The following is a 17,490-nucleotide window of genomic DNA, read 5'->3' on the forward strand; positions in this document are numbered from 1 at the left end:
GTAGGAGCGGCCTTGTGCCGCGAAAGGGCCGCGCAGCGGCCCCAGGGTTTCAGCTTCGCCGCTGATATGGCTGGGGCCGCCATGCGGCCCTTTCGCGGCACAAGGCCGCTCCTACACGGGAGGGTTACTTTTCTTCTTGCGTTGCAGCCGGCGCCGGTGGCGGCCGCAGCCCCACCTCGGCAATCAGCTTCAGCTGCTGCCCATTGCGCATCACCTCGATGGTGATCTTGTCGGTGGGCTTGATCCGCGCCACCTGGTTCATCGACTTGCGCCCGTCACCGGCCGGTTCGCCGTTGATGCTCAGGATCACGTCACCCAGTTGCAACCCGGCCTTGGCCGCCGGCCCTTCGCGGAAGATACCGGCCACCACGATACCCGGGCGGTCCTTCATGCCGAACGATTCGGCCAGTTCCTGGCTCAGCGGCTGCACCTCGATGCCCAGCCAGCCACGGATCACCTGGCCGTGCTCGACGATCGACTTCATCACCTCCAGTGCCAGCTTCACCGGGATGGCAAAGCCGATGCCCTGCGAACCGCCGGACTTGGAGAAGATCGCGGTGTTGATGCCGACCAGGTTGCCACTGGCATCGACCAGTGCGCCGCCCGAGTTGCCGGGGTTGATCGCTGCGTCGGTCTGGATGAAGTCTTCGTAGTTGTTGAGGCCCAGCTGGTTACGGCCGGTAGCGCTGATGATACCCATGGTCACGGTCTGGCCGACACCGAACGGGTTGCCGATGGCCAGTGACACGTCGCCAATGTGAATGGTGTCGGAACGGCCGATGGTGATCGCCGGCAGGTTCTTCAGGTCGATCTTCAGCACCGCCAGGTCGGTTTCCGGGTCGCTGCCGATCACGCGGGCCAGGGTTTCGCGGCCATCTTTCAGGGCCACGACGATCTGGTCGGCGCCACTGGTGACATGGTTGTTGGTCAGCAGGTAGCCCTCGGGGCTCATGATCACCGCCGAGCCCAGGCTCGATTCCCAACGGCGTTGCTTGGGCAGGTTGTCGCCGAAGAAACGGCGGAACTGCGGGTCTTCGAACAGCGGATGGGCGCTTTTGTTCACCACTTTGGTGGTGTACAGGTTGACCACGGCGGGGGCGGCCAGTGTCACGGCGTCGGCATACGACACCGGGCCCTGCATGATCCGCGTGGTCTGCGGTGCCTGTTGCAGGTTGACGTCCTGGCTGGGCAGGCCGACCCATTCCGGGAAACGCTGGATGATCAGCATGGCGATCAGTACGCCGGTAAGCAGGGGCCAGCCAAAGTAACGCAAAGCCTTGAACATGAACGAATCCTGGAAAGAGCGAGGGCCAGTGGCCGCGCAGTGGGGCATGAGCGCGCGGGATCATACACCGGTTCCCCCAGTGCCGGCGACGGCCCATAATGGCCGGCATTATACGGGCGTTCCATTGGTGTTGTGCCCGAGAAAAGCGCAGTTTTCGAGGAGATTTTCATGGCCGTCGCTCTAAACATCCTGGTCGAGGAAGCCGAGCGTTACCTGGGCAGCGCGAAGATCCAGGATTATTGCCCCAATGGCCTGCAAGTGGAGGGCCGGCCGCAGGTCAGCCGTATCGTCAGCGGCGTTACTGCCAGCCAGGCGTTGCTGGATGCTGCGGTCGAGGCCCAGGCCGACCTGGTGCTGGTGCACCATGGTTACTTCTGGAAGGGTGAGAACCCGTGCATTACCGGTATCCGCCAGCGTCGCCTGAAAACCTTGCTGAACAACGACATCAGCCTGCTGGCGTTTCACCTGCCGCTGGATGTGCACCCGGAGGTGGGCAACAACGTGCAGTTGGCGCGGCAACTGGACATCACCGTCGAAGGCCCGCTGGACCCGGAGAACCCCAAGGTGGTGGGGTTGGTCGGCTCACTGGCTGAACCTGTGACTGCGCGCGATTTTGCCCGGCGGGTTCAGGAAGTGCTGGGGCGTGAACCGTTGCTGGTGGACGGCGAGCAGATGATCCGCAGGGTCGGCTGGTGCACCGGTGGCGGGCAGGGTTACATCGACACGGCGATTGCCGCCGGGGTGGACCTGTACCTGACCGGCGAGGCGTCGGAGCAGACCTACCACAGCGCGCGCGAGAATGGCGTCAGCTTCATTGCTGCCGGGCACCATGCCACCGAGCGTTACGGCGTGCAGGCGCTGGGCGATTACCTGGCGCGGCGGTTTGCCGTGGAGCACCTGTTCATCGATTGCCCGAATCCCATCTGAGGCTTTCGGAGTTGCATGCGGTTGTTGTAGGAGCAGCCTTGTGCTGCGAAGAGGTCGACGCAGGCAATAGATCCCTATCTGCTATACCGGCCTCTTCGCAGCACAAGGCTCCTCCTACAGGGCTCGGTGCTGGGCAGGCAGAGCCCAAACCCGCAGTCATATCGTTAGACCTTTTCGATCTAGCCCACCTCCTAAATAGAAGCAGCCGCTGTGATAAAGTGGCTCGCTCGAACACGGCCCGCAGGCCGTCCATAAGATCGTTTTTCGTGAGTAGCCATGGTCGACAAACTGACGCACTTGAAACAGCTGGAGGCGGAAAGCATCCACATTATCCGCGAGGTGGCCGCCGAGTTCGACAACCCGGTGATGCTGTACTCGATCGGCAAGGATTCCGCCGTGATGCTGCACCTGGCGCGCAAGGCCTTCTTCCCGGGCAAGCTGCCATTCCCGGTGATGCACGTCGACACCCAGTGGAAATTCCAGGAGATGTACAGCTTCCGCGACAAGATGGTCGAGGAAATGGGCCTGGAACTGATCACCCACGTCAACCCTGAGGGTGTAGCGCAGGGCATCAACCCGTTCACCCATGGCAGCTCCAAGCATACCGACATCATGAAGACCCAGGGCCTGAAGCAGGCACTGGACAAGCATGGTTTCGACGCCGCCTTCGGTGGCGCGCGCCGCGACGAAGAGAAGTCGCGGGCCAAAGAGCGTGTGTATTCGTTCCGCGACAGCAAGCACCGCTGGGACCCGAAAAACCAGCGCCCCGAGCTGTGGAACGTTTACAACGGCAAGGTCAACAAGGGCGAGTCGATCCGCGTCTTCCCGCTGTCGAACTGGACCGAGCTGGACATCTGGCAGTACATCTACCTTGAAGGCATCCCGATCGTGCCGCTGTACTTCGCCGCCGAGCGGGAAGTCATCGAGAAGAACGGCACCCTGATCATGATCGACGACGAGCGCATCCTCGAGCACCTTTCCGAGGAAGAGAAGGCCCGTATCGTCAAGAAGAAGGTGCGTTTCCGTACCCTCGGTTGCTACCCGTTGACGGGTGCTGTCGAGTCGGAAGCAGAAACGCTGACCGACATCATTCAGGAAATGCTCCTGACGCGCACTTCCGAGCGCCAGGGCCGGGTCATCGACCACGATGGCGCCGGTTCCATGGAAGACAAAAAACGTCAGGGCTACTTCTAATTTTCAGGGTTACTCCATGTCGCACCAATCCGATTTGATCAGCGAAGACATCCTCGCTTATCTGGCTCAGCACGAGCGCAAAGAACTGCTGCGTTTCCTCACCTGCGGCAACGTGGATGACGGCAAGAGCACCCTGATCGGGCGCCTGCTGCACGATTCGAAGATGATCTACGAGGACCACCTCGAAGCCATCACCCGTGATTCGAAGAAGTCCGGCACCACCGGCGAAGAAGTCGACCTGGCACTGCTGGTCGACGGCCTGCAGGCCGAGCGCGAGCAGGGCATCACCATTGATGTCGCCTACCGCTACTTCTCCACTGCCAAGCGCAAGTTCATCATCGCTGACACCCCGGGCCACGAGCAGTACACCCGCAACATGGCCACCGGTGCGTCCACCTGCGACCTGGCGATCATCCTGGTCGATGCCCGCTACGGCGTGCAAACCCAGACCCGTCGCCACAGCTACATTGCCTCGCTGCTGGGCATCAAGCACATCGTGGTCGCGGTCAACAAGATGGACCTCAAGGGCTTTGATGAGGGCGTCTTCGAGTCGATCAAGGCCGACTACCTGCAGTTCGCCGAGGCCATCAACCTGACCCCGAGCAGCCTGCAGTTCGTGCCAATGTCGGCGCTCAAGGGCGACAACGTGGTCAACCACAGCGAACAATCGCCGTGGTACACCGGCCCGACGCTGATGGAAATCCTCGAAACCGTCGAGGTTGCGGCCGACCGCAACTTCACCGACCTGCGCTTCCCGGTGCAGTACGTGAACCGCCCGAACCTGAACTTCCGCGGCTTCGCCGGCACCATTGCCAGTGGCGTAGTGCACAAGGGTGATGAAATCGTCGTGCTGCCGTCGGGCAAGAGCAGCCGCGTCAAGTCCATCGTCACCTACGAAGGTGAACTGGAAAACGCCGGCCCAGGCCAGGCCGTGACCCTGACCATGGAAGACGAGATCGACATCTCCCGTGGCGACCTGCTGGTACATGCCGACAACGTACCGCCGGTGACCGACCAGTTCGACGCCATGCTGGTGTGGATGGCCGAAGAGCCGATGCTCCCAGGCAAGAAATACGACATCAAGCGCGCCACCAGCTATGTGCCGGGCTCGATCGCAAGCATTACCCACAAGGTCGATGTGAACACGCTCGAGAAGGACGCAGCCAGCGCGCTGCAACTGAACGAGATCGGCCGCGTGAAGGTTGCGCTGGACGCCTCGATCGCCCTGGACGGCTACGACAGCAACCGCACCACCGGTGCGTTCATCGTGATCGACCGCCTGACCAACGGCACCGTTGGCGCTGGCATGATCATCGCTCCGCCAGTCCTGCCGCATGGCAGCACCGGCCAGCATGGCAAGCAGGCCCACGTGTCTACCGAAGAGCGCGCCCTGCGCTTCGGCCAGCAGCCAGCCACCGTGCTGTTCAGCGGCCTGTCCGGCGCTGGCAAGAGCACCCTGGCCTATGCCGTGGAGCGCAAGCTGTTCGACATGGGCCGTGCGGTATACGTGCTCGACGGCCAGAACCTGCGCCACGACCTGAACAAGGGCTTGCCGCAAGACCGCGCCGGCCGCACCGAAAACTGGCGCCGCGCCGCCCATGTGGCGCGCCAGTTCAACGAAGCCGGCCTGCTGACCCTGGCTGCGTTCGTGGCCCCGGATGCCGAAGGCCGCGAACAGGCCAAGGCCCTGATCGGCAAAGAGCGCCTGGTGACCGTTTACGTTCAGGCCTCGCCGCTGGCTTGCCGCGAGCGTGACCCGCAAGGCCTGTACGCGGCCGGTGGCGAAAACATCCCGGGCGAAAGCTTCCCGTTCGATGTGCCGCTGGATGCTGACCTTGTGATCGACACCCAGGCCACTAGCGTGGACGAAGGTGTGAAACTGGTGCTGGACGTACTGCGCCAGCGTGGCGCTATCTAAGCGCTGGCCAGCAGGAAAAACCCCGCTTCGGCGGGGTTTTTTATTTCTCGCTCCCGCAGGTGCTGCGTATCCGGTTCAGATATGTTTTTCCGACACCGGAATCACCCGCCGCTCCTTCACCGCCTTGTAGGAAAAACTCGAATAGATCTCCTTCACCCCCGGCAACCGCTGCAGCACTTCCCGGGTGAATTCGCCAAACGACTCCAGATCCCGCGCCAGAATTTCCAGCAAAAAGTCATAGCGTCCGGAGATGTTGTGGCAGGCGACGATTTCGGGGATTTCCATAAGCCGCTGCTCAAACGCCAGCGCCATGTCCTTGGTGTGCGAGTCCATCATGATGCTGACGAACGCGGTCACGCCGAACCCCAGCGACTTGGGCGAGAGGATGGCCTGGTAGCCAGTGATATAGCCGTTGTCTTCCAGCAGCTTGACCCGGCGCCAGCAGGGCGAGGTGGTCAATGCCACCTGGTCGGCAAGTTCGGCGACGGTGAGGCGGGCGTTGTCCTGCAAGGCGGCGAGCAGGGCGCGGTCGGTGCGGTCGAGGCTTGAAGGCATGTTTTGCCCTCCTGATCCGTTAATTGTTGTTTTTGTTCCAGCAAGCACGCAGATGCGTGGGCAATTTTGGAAAAAATCGGGCAGCTCGGTGGCATAAGCTTATAACAAACCACAAGAGGCTGTTGCCATGCGCGACTCCCATAACAACACCGGTTTTTCCACACGGGCCATTCACCATGGCTACGACCCGCTCTCCCACGGTGGTGCCTTGGTGCCACCGGTGTACCAGACCGCGACCTATGCCTTCCCGACTGTCGAATACGGCGCTGCGTGCTTCGCCGGGGAGGAGGCGGGGCACTTCTACAGCCGCATCTCCAACCCCACCCTGGCCCTGCTCGAACAACGCATGGCCTCGCTGGAGGGTGGTGAGGCGGGATTGGCGCTGGCGTCGGGGATGGGGGCCATTACTTCGACCCTCTGGACCCTGCTGCGGCCTGGTGATGAGCTGATCGTGGGGCGCACCTTGTATGGCTGCACCTTTGCGTTCCTGCACCATGGCATTGGCGAGTTCGGGGTCAAGATCCACCATGTCGACCTTAACGATGCCAAGGCCCTGAAAGCGGCGATCAACAGCAAAACGCGGATGATCTACTTCGAAACACCGGCCAACCCCAACATGCAACTGGTGGATATAGCGGCGGTCGTCGAGGCGGTGCGGGGGAGTGATGTGCTTGTGGTGGTCGACAACACCTACTGCACGCCCTACCTGCAGCGGCCACTGGAACTGGGGGCGGACCTGGTGGTGCATTCGGCGACCAAGTACCTCAGTGGCCATGGTGATATCACTGCGGGCCTGGTGGTGGGGCGCAAGGCGCTGGTCGACCGGATTCGCCTGGAAGGGCTCAAAGACATGACCGGGGCTGTGCTGTCGCCGCATGACGCTTCGCTATTGATGCGCGGTATCAAGACCTTGGCTCTGCGCATGGACCGCCACTGCGCAAATGCGTTGCAGGTTGCGCAGTTTCTGGCTCGGCAGCCTCAGGTGGAGCTGATCCACTACCCAGGGTTGCCGTCGTTTGCCCAGTACGAACTGGCACAGCGGCAGATGCGTCTGCCGGGCGGGATGATTGCCTTTGAGCTCAAGGGGGGGATAGAGGCAGGGCGGCGTTTCATGAATGCACTGCAGCTTTTTGCCCGGGCAGTGAGCCTGGGGGATGCCGAGTCGCTGGCGCAGCACCCGGCGAGCATGACGCACTCCAGTTACACGCCACAAGAGCGGGCGCATCACGGGATATCAGAGGGGCTGGTGAGGTTGTCAGTGGGGCTGGAGGATGTGGAGGACCTGCTGGCAGATATCGAGGTGGCGTTGAAGGCGTGTGCATGAACTTGCCTTGCAGGATCGGGAACACTTGCCCAATGCCTTACGGGATCAGGCGATGGCACTTTGGATGAGCTGGTGAGTTGGCCGGCTTATCCAAGAGGAGTTTGACAATGAGCGTATTCCCGAAATACATCGACCTGTTCATTTGCCGCAGTGGCGGTGACGATGATGAAGGTGGCCAGTCCTGGCGCAAGCCTTGATCTGAACCGGGAACCCCGCACTGGCGGGGTTATCTTGGCGATTCAAAGCACAAAAAAGGCCTCTTGCGAGGCCTTTTTCATGTTCAGCAGATCAACGCTTGAGCCCGTAGCTCTCATCGAGCATGCCCGGCGAATTTGGCGCTTTTGGCGCATAGTCGCGCGGCACTTCGGCGGTGTCTTTCGGCGGGGTCAGGCGGTCACGCGGGCCTTGCGGCGCTTCGGAATGCAGTGCAGCCAGCAGGCGCTGGCGAGTGACTTCATCGAGGGCCAGGCTGTTGGCGCCTTCGGCCAGGTGATCCTGTACGTCCTGGTAGCTCTGGGTCAGTTTCTTGACCAGCATGGCGGTGCTGTTGAAGTGGGTGACCACTTCGTTCTGGTAGCTGTCGAAGCGCTTCTGGATGTCATCCAGTTGGCGCTGGGTGTTGCTGGGCGCTGCGTTGGGCAGCAGGCGGGCAACAATGAAACCGACCGCCACACCGATGACCAGGGCCAGGGTTGGCAACAACCAAACAAGGAGCGAGAGTTCCACGAGTCCTTCCTCTATAAACGGCTTTGCTTTACGTTAACGGCTCAGACCTGCGCTGTATACCGCGAGCGATCGCAAATCAGAACAGAATTCCTCACCTAGACGAATCGACCCTTCCCGAGGTCACGGAGTAGTGCCTTGCTTGTCCGCGAAACCCCCTTGTTCATCGATGGCCCTGCCGGCCAGCTGGAAGCCTTGTACCTGGACGTGGCCGATGCCCGTGGCGCGGTGCTGATCTGCCACCCCAACCCGGTCCAGGGCGGCACCATGCTCAACAAGGTGGTCTCGACCCTGCAACGCACCGCTCGCGATGCCGGCTATGTGACCCTGCGTTTCAACTACCGTGGCGTCGGCCAGAGCGCCGGCAGCCATGACATGGGGGCCGGCGAAGTGGCCGATGCCGAGGCCGCTGCCGCCTGGCTGCGCGCCAGGCACCCCGACCTGCCACTGGTGCTGATGGGCTTCTCGTTCGGCGGTTTCGTTGCCACCAGCCTGGCCGGGCGCCTGGAAGCCGCCGGGGTAACGCTGCAACACTTGTTCATGATTGCCCCGGCAGTCATGCGCCTGACGGCCGAATTCCCGCTGCCCCAGCACTGCCCGATCACCGTGGTGCAGCCAGATGCCGACGAAGTGGTCGCGCCGCAGCTGGTTTACGAATGGTCTGACAGCCTGTCGCGCCCCCATGAGCTGCTGAAAGTGGCAGAATGCGGACACTTCTTCCATGGCAAGCTGACCGATCTGAAGGATCTGCTGCTGCCGCGCCTTTCGAACTGAGCCAAGCCTGAATAAGCGAACACCCATGACCACGCGCATTCTTACCGGTATCACCACCACCGGCACTCCGCACCTGGGCAACTACGCCGGCGCCATTCGCCCTGCGATCCGTGCCAGCCAGCAGCCCGGTGCCGACTCGTTCTACTTCCTGGCCGACTACCACGCCTTGATCAAGTGCGACGACCCGCTGCGTATCCAGCGTTCGCGCCTGGAAATCGCCGCCACCTGGCTGGCTGGTGGCCTGGACCCGGACAAGGTGACCTTCTACCGCCAGTCCGACATCCCGGAAATTCCCGAGCTGACCTGGCTGCTGACCTGCGTTGCCGCCAAGGGCCTGCTGAACCGCGCGCATGCCTACAAGGCCTCGGTGGACAAGAACGTCGAGAACGGCGAAGACCCGGACGCCGGCGTGACCATGGGCCTGTTCAGCTACCCGGTACTGATGGCCGCCGACATCCTGATGTTCAACGCCCACAAGGTGCCGGTCGGCCGTGACCAGATCCAGCACGTGGAAATGGCCCGCGACATCGGCCAGCGCTTCAACCACCTGTTCGGCCAGGGCCGCGACTTCTTCGCCCTGCCGGAGGCGGTGATCGAGGAAAGCGTGGCCACGTTGCCAGGCCTGGATGGGCGCAAGATGTCCAAGAGCTATGACAACACCATCCCGTTGTTCACCAGCGCCAAGGACATGAAAGACGCCATCTCGCGCATCGTCACTGACTCGCGCGCGCCAGGCGAAGCGAAAGACCCGGACAATTCGCACCTGTTCACCTTGTACCAGGCCTTCTCGACGCCGCAGCAATGCGCCGAATTCCGCGAAGAGCTGCTGCAGGGCCTGGGCTGGGGCGATGCCAAGCAGCGCCTGTTCCAGCTGCTGGATGGCCAACTTGCCGAAAAACGCGAGTACTACCACCAGTTGATCGCCCGCCCGGCGGACCTGGAAGACATCCTGCTGGCCGGCGCCGCCAAGGCACGCAAGATTGCCACGCCGTTCCTCGAGCAACTGCGCGAAGCCGTTGGCCTGCGCTCGTTCCGTAGCGGTGTGCAAGCCGGCACCGAGGTGAAGAAGAAGGCCGCCAAGAGCGCACGCTTCGTCAGCTTCCGCGACGAAGACGGCAGCTTCCGCTTCCGCCTGCTGGCCGCTGACGGCGAGCAACTGCTGCTGTCGCGCAGCTTCGCCGACGGCAAGAGCGCCGGCGCCGTGAGCAAGCAGCTGCAGCAGGGTGGCGAGGCCGATGTGCGGGTTGAAGGCCTGAGCTTCGGCCTGTGGCTGAGCGGCGAGCAGGTTGCCGACGGGCCGCAGTTCGACAGCCCCGAAGCCCGTGATGCGGCCATTCAAAGCCTGCGTGATGCCCTGGCACCACAGCAGGACTGAGGCATATTGACGCAAGTCTGATTGCCATTAAGCGGGCCTGTCGCTACAGTGACGGCCCGTTTTTTGTTGCCTCGCTAACGAATCATGACTCCCTTAGAACGCTATCAAGCAGATCTGAAACGTCCCGACTTCTTCCATGACGCGGCGCAGGAAACTGCGGTGCGTCACCTGCAGCGCCTGTACGACGACCTGGTACAGGCGCAGAACAACAAGCCGGGCGTGTTCGGCAAGCTGTTCGGCAAAAAGGAGCAGACCCCGGTCAAGGGCCTGTACTTCTGGGGTGGGGTAGGGCGAGGCAAGACCTACCTGGTCGATACCTTCTACGAAGCGCTACCGTTCAAGCAGAAGATGCGTACGCACTTCCACCGCTTCATGAAGCGTGTGCACGAGGAAATGAAAACCCTCAAGGGTGAGAAGAACCCGCTGACCATCATCGCCAAGCGCTTCAGCGACGAAGCCAGGGTCATCTGCTTCGACGAATTCTTCGTGTCGGACATTACCGACGCCATGATCCTCGGCACCCTGATGGAAGAGCTGTTCAAGAACGGCGTGTCGCTGGTAGCCACCTCCAACATCGTGCCGGACGGCCTGTACAAGGACGGCCTGCAACGCGCACGCTTCCTGCCAGCCATTGCCATGATCAAGCAGTTCACCGACGTGGTGAACGTTGACAGTGGGGTCGACTACCGCCTGCGTCACCTGGAGCAGGCCGAACTGTTCCACTACCCGCTCAACGATGCGGCGCACCAGAGCATGCGCGCCAGCTTCAAGGCGCTGACGCCTGAGTGCACCCAGGCGGTCGAGAACGATGTGCTGATGATCGAGAACCGTCCGATCAATGCCCTGCGCACCTGTGACGATGTCGCCTGGTTCGACTTCCGCGCCCTGTGCGATGGGCCACGCAGCCAGAACGACTACATCGAACTGGGCAAGATCTTCCACGCCGTTCTGTTGAGCAATGTGGAGCAGATGGGTGTTGCCACCGACGACATCGCCCGCCGCTTCATCAACATGGTGGACGAGTTCTACGACCGCAACGTCAAGCTGATCATCTCGGCCGAGGTGGAGCTCAAAGACCTGTACACCGGCGGGCGCCTGAGCTTCGAGTTCCAGCGCACCCTGAGCCGGTTGCTGGAGATGCAGTCGCACGAATTCCTGTCGCGCGCGCACAAGCCATGAGAACCTGGGGCCGCTTTGCGGCCCATTCGCGGCACAAGGCCGCTCCTACAGGGGAACGCGATTCCATGCTGGTACGCGATCTCTTGTAGGAGCGGCCTTGTGCCGCGAATGGGCTGCAAAGCAGCCCCATGGCCCTCAAGCCTCTTGCATGAACTGCTGCCGATACTGGTTCGGTGACAGCTCGGTGTGCTGGCGGAACAGCCGCGCAAAGAAACTGGCATCGTCATAGCCAACTTCATAGCTGATGGTCTTGATGCTCTTGCGCGTGCTCGACAGCAACCCCTTGGCGGTCTCGATCCGCAGCCGTTGCAGGTAGTGCAGCGGCTTGTCACCCGTCGCGCCCTGGAAGCGGCGCATGAAGTTGCGGATGCTCATGCCGTGGTTGCGGGCCACATCCTCGAAGCGGAACTTGTCGGCGAAGTGTTCCTCCAGCCAGTGCTGGATCTGCAGGATGATCAGGTCCTGATGCAGCTTCTGCCCGCCAAAGCCCATGCGCCCCGGGGTGTAGTTGCGCTGTACTTCGTAGAGGATGTCGCGGGCCACGGCGCGGGCCACGTTGGCGCCGCAGAAGCGCTCGATCAGGTAGATGTACAGGTCGCAGGCCGACGTGGCGCCGCCGGCGCAATAGATATTGTCGGCGTCGGTCAGGTGCTTGTCCTGGTTCAGCCGGATCTTCGGAAAGCGTTCGGCAAAGCTGGTGAAGAAGCGCCAGTAGGTCGTCGCCTCCTTGCCATCGAGCAGGCCGGATTCGGCCAGCCAGAACACACCACTGGCCTCGGCGCACAGCACCGCACCGCGGGCATGCTGTTCACGCAGCCATGGCAGCACCTGTGGATAACGTTGCAGGAGGTTGTCGAAATCGTCCCAGTAGGCCGGGAGGATGATCACATCGGCGTCGTCCAGGCCACCGTCGACCGGTAGCTGAACATTGCTGAAGCTGTCCACGGGCTGGCCGTCGGGGCTCACCAGGTGGATCTCGAACATGGGCTGCAAGCCCAGGCCCAGCTGCTTGCTGTAACGCAGGCTGGCGAGGTGGAAGAAATCCTTGGCCTGCATCAAGGTCGAAGCAAACACCTTGTCAATGGCCAGGATGCTGACGCGCCGCAGCGACGCGGAGGGTTGGGTAAACATCATTGTCATTGTTCTTATAGGGTAGAGTGGTCAATCACCGGCTGGATCGTCTTATTTTTTGGCGATTGTGTCTAGCCTATGCAACAGAGGGGCTGCAAAGCAGCCCCTCTGGCGGTCAAGGCGCCGGGTTCGGCTGCTCCTGGTGAATGGCTTCGATCGCCGCCAGCAACTCATCGCTCAGGCTCAGATCAAGGCTTGCCAGGTTGCTGTCCAGCTGTTGCAGGCTGGTCGCGCCAATGATGTTGCTGGTCACGAACGGCTGCCGGGTGACGAACGCCAGGGCCATCTGCGCCGGGTCCAGACCGTGCTCGCGGGCCAGTTGCACGTAACGGCTGCAGGCTGCCACGGTCTGCGGGTTGGAATAGCGGGCAAAGCGGCTGAACAGGGTCAGGCGCGCGTTGCCCGGCCGTGCGCCGTTCTCGTATTTGCCCGAGAGCATGCCGAACGCCAGCGGCGAATAGGCCAGCAGGCCGCACTGCTCGCGGATGGCCACTTCCGCCAGGCCCACCTCGAAGCTGCGGTTGAGCAGGTTGTACGGGTTCTGGATCGATACCGCCCGCGGCCAGCCTCGGCTTTCGGCCAGTTGCAGGAACTTCATGGTGCCCCACGGCGTTTCGTTGGACAGGCCGATGTGGCGGATCTTGCCCGCACGCACCTGCTCGTCGAGTACTTCGAGGGTTTCTTCCAGCGGAGTGAAGTGGTCCTGGGGCAGGTGCTGGTAGCCCAGCTTGCCGAAAAAGTTGGTGCTGCGTTCCGGCCAGTGCAGTTGGTACAGGTCGATACGGTCGGTCTGCAGGCGCTTCAGGCTCTCCTCCAGCGCCGCGACGATGTGCTGGCGGTTGTGCTTGAGCTGGCCGTCGCGGATGTGGCTGATGCCGTTGCCAGGGCCTGCAACCTTGCTGGCCAGCACCCAGTCGTCGCGATCACCGTTGTCACGGAACCAGTTGCCGATGATGCGCTCGGTGGCTGCGTAGGTTTCCGGGCGCGGCGGCACCGGGTACATCTCGGCGGTGTCGATGAAGTTGACCCCGGCGGCCTTGGCCCGGGCAATCTGTTCGAAGGCTTCGGCCTGAACGTTCTGTTCGCCCCAGGTCATGGTGCCCAGGCACAGGGCGCTGACATTGAGGTCGGTACGGCCGAGCTGGCGGTATTCCATCGGTTAGACACTCCTTGGCAATAGATAGCTATCAAAGCAGGTTGAAATTTTTCTCGCAATCTGGATAATTCAGCCCCTCTCCGCGTGGCGGAAGTGATGCACCATCACGCAGGAAGAACCCCGTCGAACATTGGCGTGCCCGACCCGAGCCCCCAAAAGCGTCTGTGTTCGGCTGCGCGCTTGCTCTTGGCAACGTGTGCACTATCCAGTAAGATTCGCCGTCTATTTTTCGCTGGGCGGCCTCTGAGGCTTTAGAGAATGAAAACTTTTACTGCTAAACCGGAAACAGTAAAGCGCGAGTGGTTCGTAGTCGACGCCGCTGGCCAGACCCTGGGTCGTCTGGCTACTGAAATCGCTACCCGTCTGCGTGGCAAACACAAACCAGAATACACCCCTCACGTTGACACCGGCGACTACATCGTCGTTATCAACGCCGAGCAGGTTCGTGTGACTGGTGCCAAGTCTTCCGACAAAATGTACTACTCCCACTCCGGCTTCCCGGGCGGTATCAAGGAAATCAACTTCGAGAAGTTGATCGCCAAGGCCCCTGAGCGTGTTATCGAAACCGCGGTCAAAGGCATGCTGCCTAAGAACCCGCTGGGTCGCGACATGTACCGCAAGCTGAAAGTGTACGCGGGTGCTGCTCACCCACACACTGCTCAGCAGCCTCAAGAACTGAAGATCTAACGGGATAGTTCATTATGTCGGCGACTCAAAATTACGGCACTGGCCGTCGCAAGACCGCAACCGCTCGCGTATTCCTGCGTCCGGGTACTGGTAACATCTCCATCAACAACCGTTCTCTGGACGTGTTCTTCGGTCGCGAAACCGCTCGCATGGTTGTTCGCCAGCCACTCGAGCTGACCGAAACCGTTGAGAAGTTCGACATCTACGTCACCGTTTCCGGTGGTGGTGTCAGCGGTCAAGCCGGTGCGATCCGTCACGGTATCACCCGCGCTCTGATGGAATACGACGAAACCCTGCGTGGCGCTCTGCGTCGTGCTGGCTACGTCACCCGCGACGCTCGTGAAGTCGAGCGTAAGAAAGTGGGTCTGCGTAAAGCGCGTAAGCGTCCTCAGTACTCCAAGCGTTAATACCGCTTCGGCAGTCGAAAAAAGCCCGGTTCCTTGGAACCGGGCTTTTTTTTTGGCTTGAACTAACCTGTCAGCATGTCAGTGGCCGCTTGTCGCATAGACGCAGATCAAGCAAAGCGCGGGTTGTCGCCCTTGCCAGGGTAATCACCTTGTCAGTGTGTGGATTTGTTTCTTACCATGACGGCCAAATTTTAGTGCCATTGACACAACCTAAGTACGAGCCTGGTTCAACAGGCCAAGCAAGCTGATGGGAGAGGACTGAATGAGCAATGACGGCGTCAACGCAGGCCGGCGCCGCTTCCTCGTAGCCGCGACATCCGTGGTCGGGGCGGCGGGGGCAGTGGGGGCTGCGGTACCGTTCGTGGGGTCATGGTTTCCCAGTGCCAAGGCGAAAGCCGCGGGTGCACCGGTGAAGGTCAATATCGCCAAGGTCGAGGCCGGGCAGCAGATGGTGGCCGAATGGCGTGGCCAGCCGGTATTCATCGTGCGGCGAACGCAGGAAATCCTCGGCAACCTGAAAAAAATCACGGGTGACCTGTCTGATCCCGAGTCCAAGGCCTCGGTGCAGCCGACCTACGTCGACCCTGAGGTTCGCTCGATCAAGCCGGAAATCCTCATTCTCGTCGGCCTGTGCACGCACCTGGGCTGTTCGCCCACCTTCCGCCCGGAAGTTGCGCCTGCTGACCTTGGTCCGAAGTGGGTGGGTGGCTATTTCTGCCCGTGCCACGGTTCCCACTACGACCTGGCTGGCCGTGTCTACAAGTCGCAGCCGGCACCTCTCAACCTGCCAGTGCCGCCGCACTCTTACGAGACGGACGACATCATTGTCATCGGCGTCGATCAGGAGAACGCATGATGAGCAAGTTCATGGACTGGATTGATGCTCGCTTCCCCGCCACTAAGATGTGGGAAGACCACCTGAGCAAGTATTACGCGCCCAAGAACTTCAACTTCCTGTACTTCTTCGGCTCCTTGGCATTGCTGGTGCTGGTCAATCAGATCGTCACCGGTGTGTGGCTGACCATGAGCTTCACGCCCTCGGCGGAAGAGGCGTTCGCCTCGGTCGAGTACATCATGCGTGACGTGGAATACGGCTGGATCCTGCGCTACCTGCACTCCACCGGTGCGTCTGCGTTCTTCATCGTGGTCTACCTGCACATGTTCCGCGGCCTGCTCTATGGCTCCTACCAGAAGCCGCGCGAGCTGGTCTGGCTGTTCGGCATGCTGATCTACCTGGCGCTGATGGCCGAAGCCTTCATGGGCTACTTGCTGCCGTGGGGCCAGATGTCCTACTGGGGTGCCCAGGTGATCATCTCGCTGTTCGGTGCCATTCCGGTGATCGGTGACGATCTCACCCAGTGGATCCGTGGTGACTACCTGATTTCGGGCATTACCCTGAACCGCTTCTTCGCCCTGCATGTGGTTGCCCTGCCAATCGTGATTCTTGGCCTGGTAGTGCTGCACATTCTTGCCCTGCACGAAGTGGGTTCGAACAACCCCGATGGTGTCGACATCAAGAAGAAAAAGGACGAAAACGGCATTCCGCTGGACGGCATTCCGTTCCACCCGTACTACACCGTCAAGGATATCGTCGGCGTGGTGGTGTTCCTCTTCGTGTTCTGCGCCGTGGTGTTCTTCTTCCCGGAAATGGGCGGTTACTTCCTGGAAAAACCGAACTTTGAGCAGGCCAACGCCTTCAAGACGCCTGAGCACATCGCACCGGTGTGGTACTTCACACCGTTCTACGCAATATTGCGGGCGGTGCCTGACAAGCTGATGGGCGTCATTGCCATGGGCGCGGCCATCGCCGTGCTGTTCGTACTGCCGTGGCTCGACCGCAGCCCGGTGCGTTCCATGCGTTACAAGGGCTGGATCAGCAAGGTCTTCCTGCTGGTGTTCTGCGTGGCCTTCGTCATCCTCGGCGTGCTGGGCGTACTGGCGCCGACACCTGGGCGTACCTTGCTGTCGCAGGTGTGCACGGTGTTGTACTTCGCCTACTTCCTGCTGATGCCGTTCTACACAAGGCTTGAGAAGACCAAACCGGTTCCGGAAAGGGTGACTGGCTGATGAAAAAGTTTATTGCAGTATTTTTGCTGGCAGTGATGCCTGCCTTTTCCTTCGCTGCCGAACACGGCCTGGAGCTGGACAAGGCCGATATCGACCTGACCGACAAGGCCGCCATGCAGGACGGTGCGCGCACCTTTGCCAACTATTGCATGGGCTGCCACAGTGCCAAGTTCCAGCGTTACGAGCGGGTGGCCGATGACCTGGGTATCCCCCACGAGCTGATGCTCGAGAAGCTGGTGTTCACCGGTGCCAAGATCGGTGACCACATGCAGATCGGCATGAAGCCCAGTGACGCCAAGACCTGGTTCGGTGCCGCGCCGCCCGACCTGACCCTGGTCGCCCGTGTGCGGGGTACCGACTGGCTGTACACCTACCTGCGCAGCTTCTACGAGGACCCATCGCGGCCTTATGGGGTGAACAACAAGGTGTTCCCGAACGTGGGCATGCCTAACGTGCTGGTTGGCTTGCAGGGTAACCAGGCGATTGGCTGCAAGCAGGTGCAGACGGTAACCGATGGCAAGAAGCAATTCGACCCGTTGACCGGCAGCCCGATCACCCACGAAGCCTGTGACCAGCTGACCGTCACGCCGAAATCCGGTACCCTGACCACCGAGCAGTTCGACGAGAAGGTCAAGAACCTGGTGACCTTCCTGGCCTATTCGGCCAACCCGGTCAAACTGGAAAGCCAGCGCATTGGTACCTACGTGTTGCTGTACCTGGCTTTCTTCTTCGTATTCGCCTATTTGCTCAAGCGTGAATACTGGAAGGACGTGCACTGATCACGCAGT

The 17,490-nt window shown here is 61.2% G+C and carries 17 protein-coding genes; 12 read left to right on the forward strand and 5 right to left on the reverse strand.

Going from position 1 to position 17,490, the window contains the following annotated elements:
- Positions 1 to 124 precede the first annotated feature (124 nt).
- Positions 125 to 1,285 (reverse strand): Do family serine endopeptidase AlgW, encoded by a 1,161-nt coding sequence (algW, locus tag ACN6NG_RS03750; RefSeq protein ID WP_063422316.1) that lies wholly within the window; start codon positions 1,283 to 1,285, stop codon positions 125 to 127.
- 168 nt (positions 1,286 to 1,453) lie between these two features.
- On the opposite strand from algW, the gene ACN6NG_RS03755 reads away from it, so the two are divergent.
- The 3 genes from ACN6NG_RS03755 (at position 1,454) to cysN (ending at position 5,324) form a co-directional block, all read left to right on the forward strand.
- Complete coding sequence (locus ACN6NG_RS03755; RefSeq protein ID WP_049274848.1) at positions 1,454 to 2,212, forward strand: Nif3-like dinuclear metal center hexameric protein; 759 nt, start codon at positions 1,454 to 1,456, stop codon at positions 2,210 to 2,212.
- Positions 2,213 to 2,488: 276 nt separating this feature from the next.
- Positions 2,489 to 3,406, forward strand: coding sequence for a sulfate adenylyltransferase subunit CysD (gene cysD / locus ACN6NG_RS03760; RefSeq protein ID WP_003251799.1), 918 nt, complete (start codon positions 2,489 to 2,491; stop codon positions 3,404 to 3,406).
- A gap of 16 nt (positions 3,407 to 3,422) precedes the next feature.
- On the forward strand, positions 3,423 to 5,324 hold the full coding sequence (gene cysN / locus ACN6NG_RS03765; protein WP_474312976.1) for a sulfate adenylyltransferase subunit CysN: 1,902 nt from the start codon (positions 3,423 to 3,425) through the stop codon (positions 5,322 to 5,324).
- A gap of 75 nt (positions 5,325 to 5,399) precedes the next feature.
- Here the strand turns inward: cysN and ACN6NG_RS03770 are convergent, their stop codons facing one another.
- Entirely contained in the window at positions 5,400 to 5,879 is a 480-nt protein-coding gene (locus tag ACN6NG_RS03770; protein ID WP_016498026.1) for an Lrp/AsnC family transcriptional regulator, read from the reverse strand.
- 127 nt (positions 5,880 to 6,006) lie between these two features.
- Here ACN6NG_RS03770 and ACN6NG_RS03775 point away from each other — a divergent pair, with 127 nt between their 5' ends.
- Entirely contained in the window at positions 6,007 to 7,203 is a 1,197-nt protein-coding gene (locus tag ACN6NG_RS03775; protein ID WP_063422314.1) for a methionine gamma-lyase, read from the forward strand.
- A 288-nt stretch (positions 7,204 to 7,491) separates the two neighbouring features.
- On the opposite strand, the gene ACN6NG_RS03780 is transcribed toward ACN6NG_RS03775, so the two are convergent.
- Complete coding sequence (locus tag ACN6NG_RS03780) at positions 7,492 to 7,929, reverse strand: Z-ring associated ZapG family protein (protein WP_016488987.1); 438 nt, start codon at positions 7,927 to 7,929, stop codon at positions 7,492 to 7,494.
- A gap of 135 nt (positions 7,930 to 8,064) precedes the next feature.
- Here ACN6NG_RS03780 and ACN6NG_RS03785 point away from each other — a divergent pair, with 135 nt between their 5' ends.
- From ACN6NG_RS03785 to zapE, 3 genes are all read left to right on the forward strand, one after another.
- Complete coding sequence (locus tag ACN6NG_RS03785; RefSeq protein ID WP_279923226.1) at positions 8,065 to 8,700, forward strand: alpha/beta hydrolase; 636 nt, start codon at positions 8,065 to 8,067, stop codon at positions 8,698 to 8,700.
- Between the two features lie 25 nt (positions 8,701 to 8,725).
- Entirely contained in the window at positions 8,726 to 10,075 is a 1,350-nt protein-coding gene (locus ACN6NG_RS03790; protein ID WP_063422312.1) for a tryptophan--tRNA ligase, read from the forward strand.
- An 84-nt stretch (positions 10,076 to 10,159) separates the two neighbouring features.
- Complete coding sequence (gene zapE / locus ACN6NG_RS03795) at positions 10,160 to 11,254, forward strand: cell division protein ZapE (RefSeq protein WP_016498030.1); 1,095 nt, start codon at positions 10,160 to 10,162, stop codon at positions 11,252 to 11,254.
- Positions 11,255 to 11,389: 135 nt separating this feature from the next.
- Here zapE and ACN6NG_RS03800 read toward each other — a convergent pair whose 3' ends face one another.
- Both ACN6NG_RS03800 and ACN6NG_RS03805 read right to left on the reverse strand, forming a co-directional pair.
- Complete coding sequence (locus tag ACN6NG_RS03800; protein ID WP_169725191.1) at positions 11,390 to 12,310, reverse strand: GlxA family transcriptional regulator; 921 nt, start codon at positions 12,308 to 12,310, stop codon at positions 11,390 to 11,392.
- A gap of 190 nt (positions 12,311 to 12,500) precedes the next feature.
- Positions 12,501 to 13,541, reverse strand: a complete 1,041-nt coding sequence (locus ACN6NG_RS03805) for an NADP(H)-dependent aldo-keto reductase (RefSeq protein WP_059395146.1) — start codon at positions 13,539 to 13,541, stop codon at positions 12,501 to 12,503.
- Between the two features lie 258 nt (positions 13,542 to 13,799).
- On the opposite strand from ACN6NG_RS03805, the gene rplM reads away from it, so the two are divergent.
- The 5 genes from rplM to ACN6NG_RS03830 all read left to right on the forward strand — a co-directional run bounded on the left by rplM (position 13,800) and on the right by ACN6NG_RS03830 (position 17,481).
- The gene (rplM, locus tag ACN6NG_RS03810) at positions 13,800 to 14,228 is read left to right on the forward strand and encodes a 50S ribosomal protein L13 (RefSeq protein WP_003251819.1); all 429 of its coding nucleotides are present in this window, start codon (positions 13,800 to 13,802) and stop codon (positions 14,226 to 14,228) included.
- 14 nt (positions 14,229 to 14,242) lie between these two features.
- A complete protein-coding gene (gene rpsI / locus ACN6NG_RS03815) occupies positions 14,243 to 14,635 on the forward strand; it encodes a 30S ribosomal protein S9 (RefSeq protein WP_003260797.1) in 393 nt (130 codons plus the stop codon).
- A 262-nt stretch (positions 14,636 to 14,897) separates the two neighbouring features.
- Complete coding sequence (petA, locus tag ACN6NG_RS03820) at positions 14,898 to 15,491, forward strand: ubiquinol-cytochrome c reductase iron-sulfur subunit (protein ID WP_016498033.1); 594 nt, start codon at positions 14,898 to 14,900, stop codon at positions 15,489 to 15,491.
- Positions 15,491 to 16,702, forward strand: a complete 1,212-nt coding sequence (locus ACN6NG_RS03825; protein ID WP_003251825.1) for a cytochrome b — start codon at positions 15,491 to 15,493, stop codon at positions 16,700 to 16,702. The genes petA and ACN6NG_RS03825 overlap by 1 nt, the downstream gene beginning before the upstream one ends.
- Positions 16,702 to 17,481: a cytochrome c1 gene (locus ACN6NG_RS03830; RefSeq protein WP_474312983.1), complete on the forward strand. Its 780-nt coding sequence runs from the start codon at positions 16,702 to 16,704 to the stop codon at positions 17,479 to 17,481. Before ACN6NG_RS03825 ends, ACN6NG_RS03830 begins: the two co-directional genes overlap by 1 nt.
- The last annotated feature ends 9 nt before the right edge of the window (positions 17,482 to 17,490 follow it).

The organism is Pseudomonas sp. TSO6 (genome assembly GCF_056098905.1).

What these genes read in the sequence shown, in the direction of transcription:
- algW (WP_063422316.1), bottom strand. Translation starts at nt 1,285, where the DNA reads ATGTTCAAGGCTTTGCGTTACTTTGGCTGGCCCCTGCTTACCGGCGTA.
- ACN6NG_RS03755 (WP_049274848.1), top strand. Translation starts at nt 1,454, where the DNA reads ATGGCCGTCGCTCTAAACATCCTGGTCGAGGAAGCCGAGCGTTACCTG.
- cysD (WP_003251799.1), top strand. Translation starts at nt 2,489, where the DNA reads ATGGTCGACAAACTGACGCACTTGAAACAGCTGGAGGCGGAAAGCATC.
- cysN (WP_474312976.1), top strand. Translation starts at nt 3,423, where the DNA reads ATGTCGCACCAATCCGATTTGATCAGCGAAGACATCCTCGCTTATCTG.
- ACN6NG_RS03770 (WP_016498026.1), bottom strand. Translation starts at nt 5,879, where the DNA reads ATGCCTTCAAGCCTCGACCGCACCGACCGCGCCCTGCTCGCCGCCTTG.
- ACN6NG_RS03775 (WP_063422314.1), top strand. Translation starts at nt 6,007, where the DNA reads ATGCGCGACTCCCATAACAACACCGGTTTTTCCACACGGGCCATTCAC.
- ACN6NG_RS03790 (WP_063422312.1), top strand. Translation starts at nt 8,726, where the DNA reads ATGACCACGCGCATTCTTACCGGTATCACCACCACCGGCACTCCGCAC.
- zapE (WP_016498030.1), top strand. Translation starts at nt 10,160, where the DNA reads ATGACTCCCTTAGAACGCTATCAAGCAGATCTGAAACGTCCCGACTTC.
- ACN6NG_RS03800 (WP_169725191.1), bottom strand. Translation starts at nt 12,310, where the DNA reads ATGCAGGCCAAGGATTTCTTCCACCTCGCCAGCCTGCGTTACAGCAAG.
- ACN6NG_RS03805 (WP_059395146.1), bottom strand. Translation starts at nt 13,541, where the DNA reads ATGGAATACCGCCAGCTCGGCCGTACCGACCTCAATGTCAGCGCCCTG.
- rplM (WP_003251819.1), top strand. Translation starts at nt 13,800, where the DNA reads ATGAAAACTTTTACTGCTAAACCGGAAACAGTAAAGCGCGAGTGGTTC.
- rpsI (WP_003260797.1), top strand. Translation starts at nt 14,243, where the DNA reads ATGTCGGCGACTCAAAATTACGGCACTGGCCGTCGCAAGACCGCAACC.
- petA (WP_016498033.1), top strand. Translation starts at nt 14,898, where the DNA reads ATGAGCAATGACGGCGTCAACGCAGGCCGGCGCCGCTTCCTCGTAGCC.
- ACN6NG_RS03825 (WP_003251825.1), top strand. Translation starts at nt 15,491, where the DNA reads ATGAGCAAGTTCATGGACTGGATTGATGCTCGCTTCCCCGCCACTAAG.
- ACN6NG_RS03830 (WP_474312983.1), top strand. Translation starts at nt 16,702, where the DNA reads ATGAAAAAGTTTATTGCAGTATTTTTGCTGGCAGTGATGCCTGCCTTT.